Annotated in this window: 15 protein-coding genes; 12 read left to right on the top strand and 3 right to left on the bottom strand. The window is 46.9% G+C overall.

Annotated features, from left to right (window positions below; translation table 11 throughout):
• Nucleotides 1-24 precede the first annotated feature (24 nt).
• On the bottom strand, nt 25-1,644 hold the full coding sequence (cimA, locus tag BLS14_RS00465; RefSeq protein ID WP_090948947.1) for a citramalate synthase: 1,620 nt from the start codon (nt 1,642-1,644) through the stop codon (nt 25-27).
• Between the two features lie 546 nt (nt 1,645-2,190).
• Between cimA and BLS14_RS00470 the strand changes: the two genes are divergently transcribed.
• The 3 genes from BLS14_RS00470 to BLS14_RS00480 all read left to right on the top strand — a co-directional run bounded on the left by BLS14_RS00470 (nt 2,191) and on the right by BLS14_RS00480 (nt 5,468).
• A complete protein-coding gene (locus BLS14_RS00470) occupies nt 2,191-3,495 on the top strand; it encodes a DNA polymerase IV (RefSeq protein ID WP_090948949.1) in 1,305 nt (434 codons plus the stop codon).
• A 119-nt stretch (nt 3,496-3,614) separates the two neighbouring features.
• Nucleotides 3,615-3,857: a ferredoxin gene (locus BLS14_RS00475; protein ID WP_024629252.1), complete on the top strand. Its 243-nt coding sequence runs from the start codon at nt 3,615-3,617 to the stop codon at nt 3,855-3,857.
• Nucleotides 3,858-4,028: 171 nt separating this feature from the next.
• Nucleotides 4,029-5,468 carry a L,D-transpeptidase family protein gene (locus tag BLS14_RS00480; protein ID WP_176854267.1) on the top strand — a complete coding sequence of 480 codons (1,440 nt, stop codon included), beginning with the start codon at nt 4,029-4,031 and terminating at the stop codon, nt 5,466-5,468.
• Between the two features lie 86 nt (nt 5,469-5,554).
• On the opposite strand, the gene BLS14_RS32410 is transcribed toward BLS14_RS00480, so the two are convergent.
• Nucleotides 5,555-5,692 carry a hypothetical protein gene (locus BLS14_RS32410; RefSeq protein ID WP_162842436.1) on the bottom strand — a complete coding sequence of 46 codons (138 nt, stop codon included), beginning with the start codon at nt 5,690-5,692 and terminating at the stop codon, nt 5,555-5,557.
• 256 nt (nt 5,693-5,948) lie between these two features.
• On the opposite strand from BLS14_RS32410, the gene BLS14_RS00485 reads away from it, so the two are divergent.
• The 3 genes from BLS14_RS00485 (at nt 5,949) to BLS14_RS00495 (ending at nt 8,478) form a co-directional block, all read left to right on the top strand.
• Nucleotides 5,949-7,046: a quinone-dependent dihydroorotate dehydrogenase gene (locus BLS14_RS00485; RefSeq protein ID WP_064640972.1), complete on the top strand. Its 1,098-nt coding sequence runs from the start codon at nt 5,949-5,951 to the stop codon at nt 7,044-7,046.
• Between the two features lie 135 nt (nt 7,047-7,181).
• Entirely contained in the window at nt 7,182-7,997 is an 816-nt protein-coding gene (locus BLS14_RS00490; protein ID WP_063564788.1) for a GTP diphosphokinase, read from the top strand.
• The gene (locus tag BLS14_RS00495) at nt 7,984-8,478 is read left to right on the top strand and encodes a DUF309 domain-containing protein (protein ID WP_063564787.1); all 495 of its coding nucleotides are present in this window, start codon (nt 7,984-7,986) and stop codon (nt 8,476-8,478) included. Before BLS14_RS00490 ends, BLS14_RS00495 begins: the two co-directional genes overlap by 14 nt.
• A 211-nt stretch (nt 8,479-8,689) precedes the next feature.
• Here BLS14_RS00495 and BLS14_RS00500 read toward each other — a convergent pair whose 3' ends face one another.
• Entirely contained in the window at nt 8,690-9,238 is a 549-nt protein-coding gene (locus BLS14_RS00500; protein ID WP_063564786.1) for a thioredoxin family protein, read from the bottom strand.
• Between the two features lie 228 nt (nt 9,239-9,466).
• Between BLS14_RS00500 and BLS14_RS00505 the strand changes: the two genes are divergently transcribed.
• The 6 genes from BLS14_RS00505 (at nt 9,467) to BLS14_RS00530 (ending at nt 16,436) form a co-directional block, all read left to right on the top strand.
• A complete protein-coding gene (locus tag BLS14_RS00505) occupies nt 9,467-11,155 on the top strand; it encodes an RsmB/NOP family class I SAM-dependent RNA methyltransferase (RefSeq protein ID WP_090948954.1) in 1,689 nt (562 codons plus the stop codon).
• Nucleotides 11,152-11,898, top strand: coding sequence for a pseudouridine synthase (locus BLS14_RS00510; protein ID WP_090948956.1), 747 nt, complete (start codon nt 11,152-11,154; stop codon nt 11,896-11,898). Before BLS14_RS00505 ends, BLS14_RS00510 begins: the two co-directional genes overlap by 4 nt.
• A 343-nt stretch (nt 11,899-12,241) precedes the next feature.
• Nucleotides 12,242-13,045: a Cof-type HAD-IIB family hydrolase gene (locus tag BLS14_RS00515; RefSeq protein WP_090948957.1), complete on the top strand. Its 804-nt coding sequence runs from the start codon at nt 12,242-12,244 to the stop codon at nt 13,043-13,045.
• Nucleotides 13,046-13,144: 99 nt separating this feature from the next.
• The gene (locus BLS14_RS00520) at nt 13,145-14,200 is read left to right on the top strand and encodes a hypothetical protein (protein ID WP_090948959.1); all 1,056 of its coding nucleotides are present in this window, start codon (nt 13,145-13,147) and stop codon (nt 14,198-14,200) included.
• Between the two features lie 101 nt (nt 14,201-14,301).
• On the top strand, nt 14,302-14,856 hold the full coding sequence (locus BLS14_RS00525) for a GNAT family N-acetyltransferase (protein WP_072732310.1): 555 nt from the start codon (nt 14,302-14,304) through the stop codon (nt 14,854-14,856).
• A gap of 449 nt (nt 14,857-15,305) precedes the next feature.
• Nucleotides 15,306-16,436 (top strand): glycosyltransferase family 4 protein, encoded by a 1,131-nt coding sequence (locus tag BLS14_RS00530; RefSeq protein ID WP_090948962.1) that lies wholly within the window; start codon nt 15,306-15,308, stop codon nt 16,434-16,436.
• The last annotated feature ends 21 nt before the right edge of the window (nt 16,437-16,457 follow it).

Consider the following 16,457-nt stretch of genomic DNA (forward strand, 5'->3'; position numbering starts at 1 on the left):
CTTTTATTTTCCGGGAAATATGCATTAATGGTTGCTTAGTCCGTGAGCAGGGATGTTGATTACGCCAGGCTCGTCCTGCAATTTTTCCTGAAGAAGGGCATAACGGAAACTGTGTACGAGGGCTTCCCAGCTCGCTTCAATCACGTTCTCGGATACACCGACCGTATTCCATGTGTTTTCTGTGTTTTTGGATTCAATTAATACACGAACCTTCGCGGCAGTAGCATCTTTCTCATCCAGAACACGTACTTTATAGTCTGACAGATGCATGTTGGCAAGGGAAGGGAAATACTGCACAAGCGCTTTCCGAAGTGCGTTATCCAGTGCATTAACCGGACCGTTGCCTTCAGCTGCGGTATACGCACTTGTTCCGCCTACGTTAAGTTTAACAAAGGCTTCCGAAACAACAGACTTGCCAGCCACTTTTTCAACAAGCATCTTGAACGATTCAAAGGTAAACAATTCTTTCATGTCACCGTTGGCTTCACGAATCAACAATTCAAGAGAGGCATCGGCGCCTTCAAACTGATAGCCCTGATGTTCCAGATCTTTGATTTTCTCAATGATCTGACGTGAGTTAGCACTGCTTGGATCGAATTTAAGACCCAGTTCCTGTGCTTTGGACACAATGTTACTTTGTCCTGCCAGTTCGGAGACGAGCACACGCTGTTTATTACCAACCAACTCAGGAACGATGTGTTCGTAAGTTCGGGAATCACGCAAGATGGCAGAGACGTGAATACCGCCCTTGTGAGCGAAAGCAGCATTTCCGACATAAGGCTGGTTGATTGGCATATTTACGTTGGCAATCTCACTGACATAACGGGCAACATTCGTGAGCTGTCTCATTGAATCCTCAGAAACGCACTCATATCCGAGCTTCAGTTGCAGGTTAGGGATAATGGAAGCCAGATTGGCATTACCACATCTCTCTCCATAACCGTTCATCGTACCTTGCACCTGTCTGACACCAGCTTGTACAGCGCTTAAGGTGTTGGCTACAGCAAGCTCACAGTCATTATGTGTATGAATGCCCAGATGGGCTTGCGGAAGTCGTCCAGCGAGAGTGGACACGATCTCGTACACCTCATGCGGCATCGTTCCACCGTTGGTGTCACACATTATAAGCCAGTCCGCTCCAGCTTCATGGGCTTTGGTCAATACAGCCTGTGCATATTCCGGATTGTTCTTAAATCCATCGAAGAAATGCTCTGCATCAAAAATGACTTCCATATCGTTTTGTTTCAGATAGGCAATGGAGTCGTAGATCATCGACAGATTTTCTTCCAAAGTAGTCTGCAAAGCAGTGTGTACGTGGAAATCCCACGATTTTCCTACCAGAGTCGCTGCCTGAGCACCGGATTCAATCATGCGCTTCAAGTTGGCGTCTTCACTGGCGATGCTACCTTTACGACGCGTACTGCCAAAAGCGACAACCTTCGCGTTCAGGTTCAGTTCCTTGACTCTTTTGAAAAACTCAATGTCCTTGGTGTTGCTGCCTGGAATTCCGCCTTCAATATAATGAGCACCCAGGTCATCGAGCTTCTTGGCAATTTTGAGCTTGTCATCTGCCGATAAGCTGACTCCCTCCCCTTGTGTGCCGTCACGTAAAGTCGTATCGAAGATGGAGATGGCCTTTGACATGAAGATCCTCCTTTAAGATGAAGCGCTTTTTTTAGAAAGTTTAATGGTGTGTTTAAAAAACATATGGGCATGTTGGTGACGAATCCTTCGATTCTGTACCGCTACACTGTATTAAATTCAAAGTGTAGATTTGTCCTAAAATCGTGAATTTGTATAATTAATTATTATAGCACCATTATCGCCAAATGCTACATCGAATTCACCATTTGGTGTAACAAATGATGGATTGTAGAGTTAAGTGAGCTGTAAACGTAGTCTTGTAATATGTTATGCTTCATCTAAATACAAGTATTACAGGATTGCATAGGGATTCAAATCCTGTCTTTATAAATGGAGGGAAGAGGATGCATTTTGTGTGGGAGAATACAATTATTTCATTCATTATAATTGCTATTATCGTCGTTGCCGTGTGGGGTATCATTCGATCGATCGTTAAATCTCGCCGATAACAAGGGGATATAAATGATTTTTACATAAGGGAATTTGATATAATAGAGTAGAGATTGCATGTAACGGAATTGTGTATACGAAAGGGCGGTGGGGATCATGTCTTCAGAGCAAACGCATAACAACATTAATGTAGATCGATATTATCCTACCGCCGGACGAGTGATTTTGCATGTCGATATGAATGCTTTTTATTGCTCTGTACATGAAGCCGAGGAACCGGAATTATATAGAGGAAAAGCGACGGCCGTTGCTGGCAGTAGTGAAGTGCGCAAAGGTGTCATTGTAACTTGTTCTTACACGGCACGAAGCAGGGGTATTTCCACAGGTATGGTCGTTCATCAAGCATTGAAGAAATGTCCTGACTTAATTGTGATTCGTCCGGATTTTCATTTATATCGTAGATATTCGAAAGAATTCATGAAAATAGCTTACAGCTATACACCATTGCTTGAAGCGACCTCAATCGATGAGTGTTACCTCGATATTACGGGGTCCAGACAGTTCGGTACACCGCTGGAGATTGCGGAAAGTATTCAGACCAGAATCCGGGATGAGCTGGGGATGCCCTGTTCGATCGGAATTGCACCCAACAAGCTGCTTGCCAAGATGGCCTCTGATTTGAAAAAGCCTAATGGCATTTCGATTTTGCGGATGAGGGATGTACCTCAGATTTTGTGGCATAGACCTTGTAACGAGATGTTTGGGATCGGCAAAAAGACAGCGGAAAAGCTGAAGAAGCTGGGCATTGAAACCATAGGCCAGCTGGCCAAATCAGATGAGCGGATGTTAACCGATGTGTTTGGAATTAATGGTTCTTGGTTAAAAAATTCAGCAAACGGCATTAATCATTCGGCAGTTCAGGCTGAACGTGAAGCGAACAAATCGATCGGACACACAACAACGCTGCCTGCGGATATATCTGAAATGGATGATGTACATCGGGTGTTGTTGAATATAAGTGACCAGGTTGCCAGACGGTTGCGCAAGCACGAAATGCTCAGTCAGGGCATTCAGATTACGATTCGTACACCGGATATGAAGACGATTACGAGATCACGGATGATAGAAGTGCCTACTGAAGATGCATCCATCATATACCGGGAGGCCTGTGCTTTATTTGCGAAACATTGGCGCGGCGGGAAGCCTGTTCGTATGTTGGGTGTGACCCTCCAAACGCTGATTCCACGTGAGGAGTCCGCGATACAGCTTGATCTGTTTGAATATGAGCAGAAACCGAAGAAGGAAAACCTGATTCGCATTATGGATCAGTTACGTGACAAATTTGGTGAGAATGCTGTCGTTACAGCTGGCATGCTGGGGGATGATCCTTCCGTATTACTGCGCAATCATAAAGTCCGGGGAACATCGCTGCAAAAAGATAATTTGCAAAGTCTTGATTAAATAGGGCATAATGGAGTCTTGAGGCTGTTAAAATTATTTGTAATAACTCTTACTTTGTATTAATATGTTTCTAGATAAAAATACTGTACGTTTTTGAATAATAGGAGGAGAGATTGGTAATGAGTAAATTTACTTGGGTAGAAAAAGATACATGTATTGCGTGCGGAGCGTGCGGAGCAACGGCGCCAGACATTTATGACTATGATGATGAAGGTTTGGCAGAAGTGATCTTCGATGGAGATGCCAACAAAGGGATCAAAGCAATTCCGGATGACTTGTTCGACGACATGCAGGATGCTTGCGACGGCTGCCCTACGGACTCCATTAAAGTTGCGGATGAACCTTTCAACAAAGAAGGTTAATTCCTTTCATATGAACATACAAGAGCACATTCTTCTGTCATTGGGACAGTCGAATGTGCTTTTTTTGTCGAATGTTGAGGCTTAGATCCGGGTACTCAAGTCCTATGGATTTCTTGTCATCATTTGCCGATATATATAGAAACGGAAAAAGGCGAAATGATGGAGGATCGGATGCAAAATACTCACCTACGGACATATGTAAAGAAACATCCTGATAATAAAATGGCCTGGTATTTACTTGGTAAGGAATATTTGGGTGAAGGGCAGGAAGCCAAGGCGAACTATTGTTTTCAACAGGCGGGTGAAGTCTACGAGGCTTTCGAGCGAAGCAAGGCACCGGCAGATATATGGGTGGATTATCAGGAGAAGCTGGTTGAGATGGCTGAGCAAAAGGAAAAAAAACATCGTGTTCGCAAGATGTGGCTTACCCTGCTTATGCTGCTTGTACTGGCAGGATTACCACCTGCAGACGCTCCTGGTTTCAATCGGGATGCAGCCGAGGCTTTGGCTTCAGCGTTGGAATCGACGGACGATTCCATGGATAGCGAATCAGGGAATAACCCGATGGAAGATTTGGCTCTTGTTGCAAAATCCAATGTGTTTACAGCTGGAGCATTCGGTGGAGGGGACCAGGGTGAGGCTGCACTTGCAGCTGCATGGTCAGGCTCTGGTGCGAAAGTGCAGACATCGGCTGTGCTTGGAATGCAGGTCTCAGGTAACTGGACATTATGGAAGCGAAATATGGCGGTGAAATACATCGTTCAGACAAACAGCAGTGGCAAATTAACGGCACAGAGTTATGATGCCAAACAGTGTAACTGTGAACCGCCGGAAGTATCACCGGAGATCAAGCGTCTGGCACAAGCCTGGACAGCCAAACAGGAATCCGCTGCAGCTCTGTCGAGTGCAATGATTACATATAAAAAACAAAACGGTAGCTGGCCGAAAAGTGTAGCACAACTTGCCCAGCCGTTTCCAAATAATATTCTGGGCGATACTGCACCTGGCATGACCCGGATGTTTCCGGCACTACTAGCCATGCATCAACAAGGGCAAATGGGAAAAGAAAAAAACGCAGCTAAGGGAACAGGTGAAGGTTCAGATTTGCCGCAAGGCAAAAACGCTGCATTTGTGGATACGTTAGGCGGAAAGCCTTTTTTGCAGGATCGGCTCGAGATCATCGTGGACAAGAGCAGACATAAGCTTGCGCTGATTAGTGGCGACACCATTATTCGGAATTACGAGGTTGGGCTTGGCGGAGATCGTACTCCAGAGGGTTCGTTTGTCATTTCAGACAAGGTTGTAAATCCAAATGGTCGCTCCAACGGAGAATTTGGAAGTAGGGGCATGCAGCTATCGGACACGAATTATGCCATCCATGGGACCAACGAGCCAAACAGTATCGGGCTGGATGAATCCCTTGGATGTGTGAGAATGAGTACTGAAGATGTGGAAGAGCTATTTGCTCTTGCTCCTCGGGGAACTCCGGTACGCATCGGGAAAGATCTGCTGCCAGAGACAGCTATGGTTCCAGAAGCGAAGGATCGTTACCGGTACACACTTGTTCCCAAGCAAAATAATCCGAATAAGACGTATCATTGGTTGAATTAAACGATAAACCAAGTGATTCAGACCGAAGAAAACGTAAAATCCATGCTGGATTGGTATGTAGATGCAGAAACAGTCGGTTGAAGCATTTACAGGTTGGCGATAATAATAAGCGCACCAATGATAATGATCAGTCCACCGACGCTGGCTGCGGTCCAGATAATGGCTTTCCGGTTGACCTCATCTTTCTTTTGCTGCAAAGTAGGTGGTTTGCGTTTGGGAGCCATGGGCTGTTCCTCCTTCATGGAATAAGGCTATATAGATATAGCCATGCTCCCATTGTAAAGAATTCAACTCGCCATTTCCAGTAGGCGGGTGGATTTCTTGTGAGCATTTTGCATAATACGATTCCTTCTGTCTATGCTCAAACTACTTTCCTTTTGAAGAAGAAACGGATAGACTTGTGTATAGAGTGTTTTTTTACATATGAAAAAGACGGAAAGCAGTTTTTTCAGCGTACCGGACCAGAACGGAGTGAGTGATTTGTTATACAGAAGTCTTGCTAAACCCTTGTTGTTCAAAATGGACCCTGAGCAGGCCCATCATCTAATTATCGGCGGCCTCAGTGGAATGGGGAGTATTCGCCCGGTTCCTTCCGGTTTGCGTGTCATGTATGGCGTGCGTGAAACATCGGATCTGGCTGTGGATATGTTTGGATGTCATTTTCCTACACCTGTAGGACTTGCGGCTGGTTTGGACAAAAACGGACAGGCTGTAACGGGCTTTTCTTCCATCGGGTTTGGCTTCATGGAAGTGGGCACAGTCACACCGCTTGCACAGCCAGGTAACGACCAGCCACGGTTATTCCGCCTGCCTCCCGATGAGGCATTGGTGAACCGGATGGGCTTCAATAACCTTGGAGCCGAAGCGATGGCGGGTGAATTGGCACGCCTCACGGAGCGCCGTATTCCAGTGGCCGTAAATATAGGTAAAAATAAGGCGACATCGAATGAAGAAGCGCATTTGGATTATGCAAAATGCATTCGAGCGCTATACGATTATGCGGACCTGTTTGTGGTGAATATCAGTTCACCAAATACACCGGATTTGCGTAATCTGCAACATGGGAATGAACTGAAGGAATTGCTTGCCGCTGTGATGAATGAGATGGAGACGCAGCGCAAGAGAGCGGGCGGTTCCGTTAAATCGGTACTGGTCAAAATCGCACCTGATGTGAATGACCAGGAGCTCGAATATATGGTAAGTACCATTGCAGATAGTGGAGTTGCCGGTATCATCGCAACGAATACAACGATTAGCCGTGAGGGTCTGTCTCATCAGCATGCCAAGGAGACAGGTGGACTAAGTGGCAAGCCGCTACGTGATCGTTCCACGGAAATCATTCGCCAAATCTATCGCCAGACGGAAGGCAAACTGCCAATCATCGGATCGGGGGGCATTTTCACAAGCGAAGATGCTTACGAAAAGATTAAAGCAGGGGCTAGCCTGGTGGAAATATATACGGCATTGATCTATGAAGGACCTGAAGTGAACCGGCGCATTCATGCCGGACTGCGTGAATTGCTGCGCAAAGACGGTTACAGTCATATTTCGGAAGCTGTCGGTGCAGAGCATCGTTAAGCAATGTTTCGGAGTTCCCCGGATTGGAAATTAGAAGCGTGGAAGAGGGTAATGTCGTACGGGACTCTTCCCCCCGCTTAACATCATGTATAATGGATAAGAACAGGGGAAGCTATAGAGACAGGAGGCATAAGCATGGACGGTAGAGACTGGGGTACATTTTTACTTCCTTATGAACAAGCGGTAGAGGAATTGAAAGTTAAGTTTAAAACGATGCGGGCGGAGCTTAAGAAAAGGGAAGAATACGCCCCGATCGAATTCGTTACCGGTCGTGTCAAAAAAATATCCAGCATTCTGGAGAAATCCAGACGCCTGAATGTGCCGCTTGATCAGGTGGAAACAGGCATTGAGGATATTGCAGGTATCCGCATTATGTGCCAGTTTGTGGATGATATTCGGCGGGTAGCCGAGTATATACGTGGACGTAAGGATTTGACGGTATTAATCGAGAAAGATTATATCACCAATTTCAAAGAAAGCGGCTACCGCAGTTTCCATATGATTATTGAGTATCCTGTTCAGACGGCTCTTGGGCAGAAGAATGTACTGGCCGAGATTCAGATTCGGACGCTGGCGATGAACTTCTGGGCCACGATCGAGCACTCCCTTAGTTACAAGTTTCGGGAGAGTCTGCCGGATGATATGCGCGCACGATTGAAAAAGACGGCGGAAGCCGCTTTTGTACTCGATAATGAGATGTCGGCGATCCGTCTGCAAATTCTGGAGGCGCAAAAGGCCTTTGAAGATGACTCCAATATTGTATCAAGAACGCTGAGCATCATACATCAATTGTATTTCTACCACCTCGTGAACGAAGCGATAGAGGCACAAAAGCGCTTCAATGACTGCTGGGAGCGTCATGATATGGAAGGGTTAAAAGACCTTCTGGATGATGTAAAAGCACTTCTGAATGCGGCTAGAAAGGGCGAAAACCCGGATGAGCAGCTATGAGCCGCTGTATGTTGACTATCTGATCTACTTCAATCGCGATCGGGACTACTTTGAATGCCATGAGGTATTGGAAGAACTGTGGCTTGAACGGGATCGAGATTCTCTGTACAAAGGATTGCTACAGATTGCAGTGGGGCTGTATCATTTCAGGAATGATAACCTTCGCGGAGGACGCATGATGTTACAGAGTTCGGTAGATCTGTTAAAGTCATATCCGGAAACTTCGCGAGGTATTGCCCTTGGACCGTTGGTGCAGGAAGTACAGGAGCTGGTTCATGGACTTTCGGGTCCTGAGCCGCAGAAGTTTCCTTACAGAGACTTGCATATTCAGATTCAGGATGAGGTACTGGTGCAGGAGGTTCGAGAACGTGCTCTTGAACTGAAGCCTAATATTCCCCAACGCCGGAGTCCTACACGTGGACGAATCTATGAAGAGAAGATGAAAGCATTGCAGCAGGAGCAGAACTTGCAGAGCGAGTAAGCTTGTAATACAAAGACATCATTCACTTTATCATTAACATGTTCTCAGACATATGATCTTTAAAAAACACCCCGACCGTTCCTCTAGAGGAATTGGCCGGGGTGTTCGATATTAAAGGACATCATTAAAGGTTGGAATGATTCCAGAGCTTGTCCATGAAAAGGACAATATAATCCATGCGGGTCCATCGCAACCACGAAGAGTTATACGATTAGCTTGCTGATGGAGTGGTACTGCCTTTATATTTCTCGAAAAATTGCTTGTAGTCATCCAGTGTATAACCGTTGGCACTGCCATTTTCCTGTAGCCCGCCAACCATGCGGTCTTTCTCAACACCATCCTGATAATATACCAGAGTTGGTGTGTACTCAATGTTATAATCGGTCCAACCGGAATCGAATTCACGCAGATTGAACTGAGGCAGTTGAATACCTTCCTCATCGACCAGTGGCATCAACTGAGGTGTTGTCGCACGGCAGTGTGAGCAGTCGGAGGCGAAGAAATATACAAAGAAGCTGTCTTTGTTATCAATTCTGGCTTTCAGATCATCAGGCAAAATGATTTGTTGGTAGTTCGGATCGTCCAGCAATTCGCGTGTTGCGGGATTAAGCTTGGAGGCGGCGATGCCATAAGCATTCCCCACGGCGTCCATTTGTTTCTTGGATTGCTGGTTCACCAGGACAAGTGCTGCAATCAAAACGACGAAAATACCCAGGAAAATAAGGATCGCAGCGCTTTTCTTTTTCTTCTTGGATTTCATTAAGACATCCCCCATCGATCATATCGAAATATAGTTTTGGCAAAAATACAAGATGGGATAATATGCATAAACACCCGAATTTTTGCACATCAATCAATCTACTTGCCATTATACTACATTACACGCTGTAGTGGAATATATATGATGTATGAAGCAATAGGAAAGCAATGCCCTGATATGATAACATAGAACTATATGCAATTTTAACAAGACAGGATGAGTGGAATTATGGCTGTACAGCTGCCTTCGATATTTGCCGAGCGAATGAAAAGCTTGTTAGGCGATGAATTTGAACAATTTATGAAATCTTATGAGCAGTCGCCACATGCGGGGCTGAGAGTGAATACGTTAAAAATATCGCTGGAAAAATTCAAGGAAATTGCTCCATTTGATATGCGACCCATTCCGTGGTGCGGAACGGGTTTTTATGTGCCTCACGGGGTTAAGCCGGGGTTACATCCTTATTATCATGCGGGTTTGTATTATATCCAGGAACCAAGCGCCATGGCCCCAGTTGAATTATTGAATGTGAAACCCGGGGAACGTGTGCTGGATCTATGTGCGGCTCCTGGCGGGAAAACAACCCAGATCGCAGCCAAGCTTCAGGGGAAAGGTGTACTTGTTACAAATGATATCCATGGGGAACGTACGAAAGCCCTCGCCAAAAACGTGGAATTGTATGGGGTACGCAATGCTGTTGTATTAAATGAATCACCGGAACGGATTGCGAGTGCATTTTCTCATTATTTTGATAAAGTGTTAATCGACGCGCCTTGCTCGGGTGAGGGCATGTTCCGCAAAGATGAGGACATGGTGAAATCCTGGGAAAATCATTCGGTGGAAAAATGTGTGCTGATGCAGCGCGATATTCTGGAGACTGCGGCCAAACTGCTTGCTCCAGGGGGTACCATCGTATATTCCACATGTACATTTGCACCAGAGGAAAATGAAGCGATGATAGCGGAATTCCTGAACATCAATCCTGATTTTGTGGTGAATGACATCCCGGAAAGTGCAGGATTTGCGCCAGGACGTCCGGAATGGGTGCGGCAGATGTTGCCCGAAAAAGCAGAAGAGACGGAATCTGTGCTGGACCAAACGCGCGGCACTGCGAGGTTGTGGCCTCATCTCTTGGAGGGGGAGGGACATTATGTTGCTGTATTGCAGCATCGTGCGGAATCTCTTATCGAAGAAGACGGAAATCAAGAAGAGGGCAGCGTTTTACAAAATGGACAGGCAGTGGGCGCAGATTTCACCGAACCAAGTGAATTGGTAGAACCATTTATCCGTGTATCTGCACCAATCAGTAAAGAAGAGCGGAAACGGGAACGTCTAATGAGAACCGAATCTAGAGAACGCGATGATAAGCATACCCGTGGTGGTAAGGCTCAGGGAAAACAGGGCACAGGAAACGAACGTGGTGGTCGCAAAAACGAACGGGCTCAGGGACGAGGAACCGACCAGGCAAATGTCGATCCAGGAACGGTGTATGCTCAATTTGTACAAGAAAATCTGGAAATCGAGCTTGCTGGAGAAACGGTGTATTATGGCGATCGAGTGTATCAATCTTCTGTGGGTGCTGCCCGTCTGGAAGGGCTCAAGGTTATTCGACCAGGGTGGTTTATGGGTACCGTAAAGAATGGGCGATTTGTGCCCTCTCATCCGCTTGCATGCGCTTTGAATGCAGCCGAAGCCCAGAGATCCGTTAACCTATCTTCCGCAGACGGTGAAGCAGTAAGGTATCTCAAAGGAGAGACGTTGAACATCGAAGAATCACGAGTTGAACGTCAAGCAGATACGGCGGCCAAAGGTTATGTGTTGGTGTGTGTGGACGGATTTGCGGCTGGCTGGGGGAAATGGCTGGATGGTGTACTGAAAAATGAATATCCGGCAGGCTGGAGGTGGACATCGGTATGAGTGGAAAAGGCAAACAAACGCTGCGTCTGGATAAAATATTGAGTCATATGGGCGTGGGGTCACGAAGTGAGCTCAAAAAGATGGTAAAACAGGGCAGAATCCGTGTGGACGGTAAACCGGTGAAAGACAGCGGTGTGCAGGTTAATCCAGACGTAAACGTAATTGAAGCTGACGGAGAGCGGATTGTGTATCGTGAAATGATCTACCTGATGCTTCACAAACCACCTGGCGTGGTGTCTGCAACCGAAGATAATCGGGATAAAACGGTGATTGATCTGCTGCGTAAAGAGGAGCGTGTCTTCGATCCGTTCCCTGTGGGACGACTCGACAAAGATACCGAGGGCCTGCTCATTCTAACGAATGATGGGTCACTTGCCCATGATCTGTTGTCCCCGCGCAAACATGTGCCCAAGACGTATGAAGCCCGTGTGCTGGGAAATGTTGAAGAAGAAGATATTGAAAAATTCAAAGCCGGCATTCAGCTGGATGATGGATATGAGACGTTGCCTGCGGAACTGACTGTGCTGGATCGTGAGGAAACGGAAGAGGGCGTGTTTTCTTCCATTTCATTGATCATTCATGAGGGCAAGTTCCACCAGGTGAAGAGAATGTTCCAGGCTGTTGGCAAACGTGTGGTTTATCTGAAACGTGTTGCCATGGGTGACCTGGAGCTGGATGCCAATCTTGAAATTGGCAGTTATCGCGAATTAACCGCTGACGAGTTAGAACGTTTGCGGAAGTAATAGTTCCCTGCTTCGCGAAGCGAAGCAAGGAGTCTGGGCAGTGTACGAAGCCTTGCCCACCGCGCCAAAGGTGCGTCAGCTCCCGTCCTTCGCGAAGCGGAGCAGAGAGCCGGGCAGAAGGCGAAGCCCTGCCCGTAATGGTCCCGCTTGAGCTTGGGCGGGACCGCCGCTGTCAAGCGGAGGACCCGACAACAAGCGCTCCCACGCCACCCGTCACATAGCAAGATCGAAACCGCCGCCGGTAAACGAGACGGGAGTCCAGAGGGCAGAGCCCTCTGGGGCCCTCCCTCGGAAGGGAGGGTTTGGGTGGGTGCGACTCTTTTACAGATAAGGAATGAAGACAATGACAATTAAATTAATCGCACTGGATGTCGATGGAACGCTGCTTAATGATCATCATGAACTTACCGAATTGACGCAAGAGACCTTAATTCGTGCTTCCCGTCAGGGAGCTGAGATTGTTCTGTGTTCAGGCAGAGGTCCTGCGAACACGATCCCGTTTATGGAGCAGATGGGACTTGACGGATATGTCATTACACATAATGGGGCAGTAACTGCACAGGTTCAGACTCGTGAAGTGGTGCACCATTTTGCCATGGATGGACAGGGGCTGGAGCCTTTTATATCTTACTGCCGTGCGCAAGGTGTACATTTTGACATCAACACGGCGTTTGGACTCTATGTGGATCAGCCCGAAGGTTTGGAGTTGCAGGTACGCGAAATGTATCAAAACTTCATGGCAGAGCCATTAAAGCTGCCGCAATGGGCGGATATGACAGAGCCACTTGCGAAATTCACAGCGTTTGGATCCATCGAGCAGATGAATGCAGTGCAACAGGAGTGGTCCACCTGGAATCTTCCATATTATATGACGCGTAGCGGTGATTTTTTCATTGATCTGATGCATCCAGAAGCCTCCAAAGGTGCAGCTCTAAAAAGACTAGCCGAAGCAAAAGGAATTCTGCCTTCCGAGATCATGGCGGTAGGTAACTACTACAATGACATCACCATGTTGACCTTTGCAGGCAAAGGGGTTGCGATGGACAATTCCCCGGAAGAAGTCAAGGCAGCTGCGGATGAGGTTACACTTTCGAACAACGATCAGGGTGTGGCCCACGCTATCCAAAAATATGTGTTGTCCGTCTAATAGTTCGCTCTTAAAATCTGAATAGCGTTGTATCTTATAAACTGTCGCTCTCAAGGGTAACCTAATAGAATAACGTTAGGAACCGAGGAGGACAGGTGCATGGAACTGAAAGTAGAGCTGATTCCTGATCTTCGAACATCAGGTGGCGAAGTACAGGATATTATGGTGGGCGGTCAATATATGGGTTCGCTGCTGCTTGTATTCAGGGAAGGGGATCGGGTATCCGGCAGCCTTCAGATTGAGCAGAATTCGCTACCTGACGAGACAGAACAATATATTGTGGAGCAGGTGCACGAATATATTCGTTCTCTCGCGGATGCGGTAAGTGCTGCTGAGTATGAAGTGCTTGTAAGCTGCGGTACACTGTATTCTGTGTTACAGAAGTCAGAGTCTCAAACGGATATGTTCAATCAGTCGTCACGGTCTGAAGATAGCTACAGTCACGATGGACAGAATGATCGGGCTGGTGTAAATGAAGTACACGTCATTCCTGGCTCACAAGCCGAATCATTTACATATGAAGACCCGGAACATTTGCTTGAAATGGAGCTGGTAAGCGCCGGACGCAGCATATCTACCTATGTATTTAATGACGCCAATGGACAGGAACTGGCTGAAGCCTCCCTGAAACAATATGGCGCTGATGTGCAGGGTGAGATCCATTGGTATGATGAACCGGCAGAGAATTATCAGGATGCGGCTGCCGAGCTGCTGGTACGAGAGCTGGATGAAGAAATCATCGATACGATTACAATCCGCATGTGGCATCAGGGGCAGGAGATGGAATCGGCGGAATGGGTGCACCGGGATTTTGCGGATGAGGATGAGATAGAGTCCGAAGAAGATCTCGAAGAGATTGAAGCTGCTGAAGAAGCCTGTTATGTCATGTTGGTGCGCAAAGATCGGGAGTTTCGGGTATATGAACTGTTTCTACAAGAACGCGGAGGGTTACCTGTAGGCACAGCAACGATTGATACCTCAGAAGCGGATTTGTCAGGCTATATTGATTATCAGGTACCCGGCACAAGTGTTCAGCGAAAGAGTCTGGTTGAAGTTCTGATGCGAGAGCTGGACAAAGAGCTTGAGTTTGATACATTACATCTCACGATGTTATACCGTAATCAAATTATCGATGAAGCGAAGATTGAAGGGTAAGAGGCACAGCCTCTTGCCTTTTTTGTTTTCTTTTTGACGAACAAGCCATTTCCCGGTATAGTACCATTAGTTTAAGAGAGACCTGGAAGTGGAGGAGAATCATGAAGCACTCATTCAGTATCACAACAGACTACATCAATGATGAATTTAAGGCATTGCAGGCTCAGCCGGAAGACACGGAGGATGTGATGTCCCTGCTCATGGAAACAGCCGAGTGGTTGCGGAGCCAGGGCTCTTCTCAATGGAATGCGTTGTTAAAAGGTGAGGATTCTCATAATACGGCGGAGGCTATTCAGCGTGGCGACGTATTTGTATTTAAAAAGGGTTCTGACGTAGCTGGCATGGTTATTTTGATGAGCCAGCCAAGTGCATGGGATGTGCACTTATGGGGAAGCAAAGCGCATGCCGGGGATGGTGCACTTTATCTGCACCGATTAGCCATTCGCAGAAAGTACGCCCAGAGTGGATTGGGAAGGGCGATTTTGCAATGGTCCAGCAGCGGGATACAGTTTGAGGACAAACATATTGTCCGATTGGATTGCGGAGCCGAGAACGCGACATTGAACGCATTCTATGGGCGTAACGACTATACCTTTGTGGGAGAGACAGACGGCTTCAGTACGTACGAGAAGGCGGTCACACACTTGTCTGTATAAACGCTGTATTCAAACATAAGAAGTACATTCAAAAAGCCGGGGGCTACCATTGCTCACTGGCTTTCATTTGTATGTCGGCAAAAGAGGCTTAACTTTCAAAATCATACATCCGCTTCTTAGCCGAGCATCTTCTGAATATGTTGTATATACGACTCCGAAGTGAGGGCGTACGCTCAAACAAGATGAATAAGATAACGTATAGTAGAATAAAGGCAGACAGAGAGCGATGATTTCCATTGGAATTGCCCCCCAGTACCTAACAGTACTCGTAATATCGTCAGCGTCAGATGCAACATGGTACAATTGATATTGAAATGAATTCTATTATTCGGCTGTAAATGAGCGAGTGATAAGAAATCTCATTTTGTACCTTTACTGAACATATGTTCTGATATATCATGATTGAAGATGTAATGAAAAGATTTATGCTAGAAAGGGGGAAACTAACGGTGAGATTGCTGCAGGCGCTTTTCTTTCCTCCGGAGCAGCCCGGAGGTGTATCCTCTATGATTCCGTATATGCAAGAGAGGTTTACAACCCCGAGGTGGGAGATGGATCTGTTCTCGTTGCCTAAGCGAATTCGCAACAAGGGCAGGGAAGATATCCAGTTTGAGACGTTCGATTGGACCCAATATCAGGATAGTCCTGTCGTGCAAAAATATATGCAAACCTACCGGGATTATTTGTGGTGGACCAAGCTGCGTATTCAGAAGCCTTACGATCTGATTCATGCCCATCATCCTATTGCGGGGCTTGCAATGAAGAAGGTTTTCCCGGATGTTCCTCTCATTCAAACGATCCACTCCAGTTATGAGCGAGAGCTGATACTGAATGGACGCATTGAGCCGAACGGACCGGAGCATCAATTCCTGCTGGCCATCTATGGTGAGCTGGAGCACCAGGCAGAGCGGTTGTTAACAGTATCGGATTCTTTCCGTCGTTATCTGGCGCCTTATGTACAGCACCCCGAAGTTATCGGTGTGATTCCGAATGGTTTTGATGAGAAAAGGTTTAAGCCAATTCCCCATGAGAATGCGATACCACAGCTGGTCACGGTATGCCGTCTGGTTCCGGCGAAAGGGCTGGATATTCTGTTCAAAGCCTGTGCCGAACTGAAAGCCCGGGGACATGATTATGTGCTTCATATTATTGGGGACGGACCGATCCGTCCAGACTTGGAAGAATTGGCCCAGCGGCTGGGCATTTATAATGAGACTATTTTTTATGGTTACACGCTGCACCCTGAGGAATTCATGCCATTTTTTGATATCTTTGTACTTCCTTCGCGGGCGGAGGCGTTCGGGTCTGTTTTCGCGGAAGCAGCGCTTAGCTGTCTTGCCCTTGTAGGTACAGATGTTGGCGGCATACCCGAACAGATCGAGAACGGCAGTAACGGCTTGCTGGTGCCTTCAGAAGATCCGTCTGCACTGGCAGAAGCGCTGGAGAAGGTGATGGTTGACCCGGCGTACCGTTATGAGCTCGCTCGTTCGGCATGCGAGAAGGCCAAAACCCATTACTCTTTGGGCAGATCGGTCAATGAACTGAAAAAAATGTATTTGCAATTCTCGAGCCAGTTTTAACTTCTGGAAAGGGAAAAGAAG

Source organism: Paenibacillus sp. OK060, assembly GCF_900101205.1.
GTDB classification, from domain to species: domain Bacteria; phylum Bacillota; class Bacilli; order Paenibacillales; family Paenibacillaceae; genus Paenibacillus; species Paenibacillus marchantiae.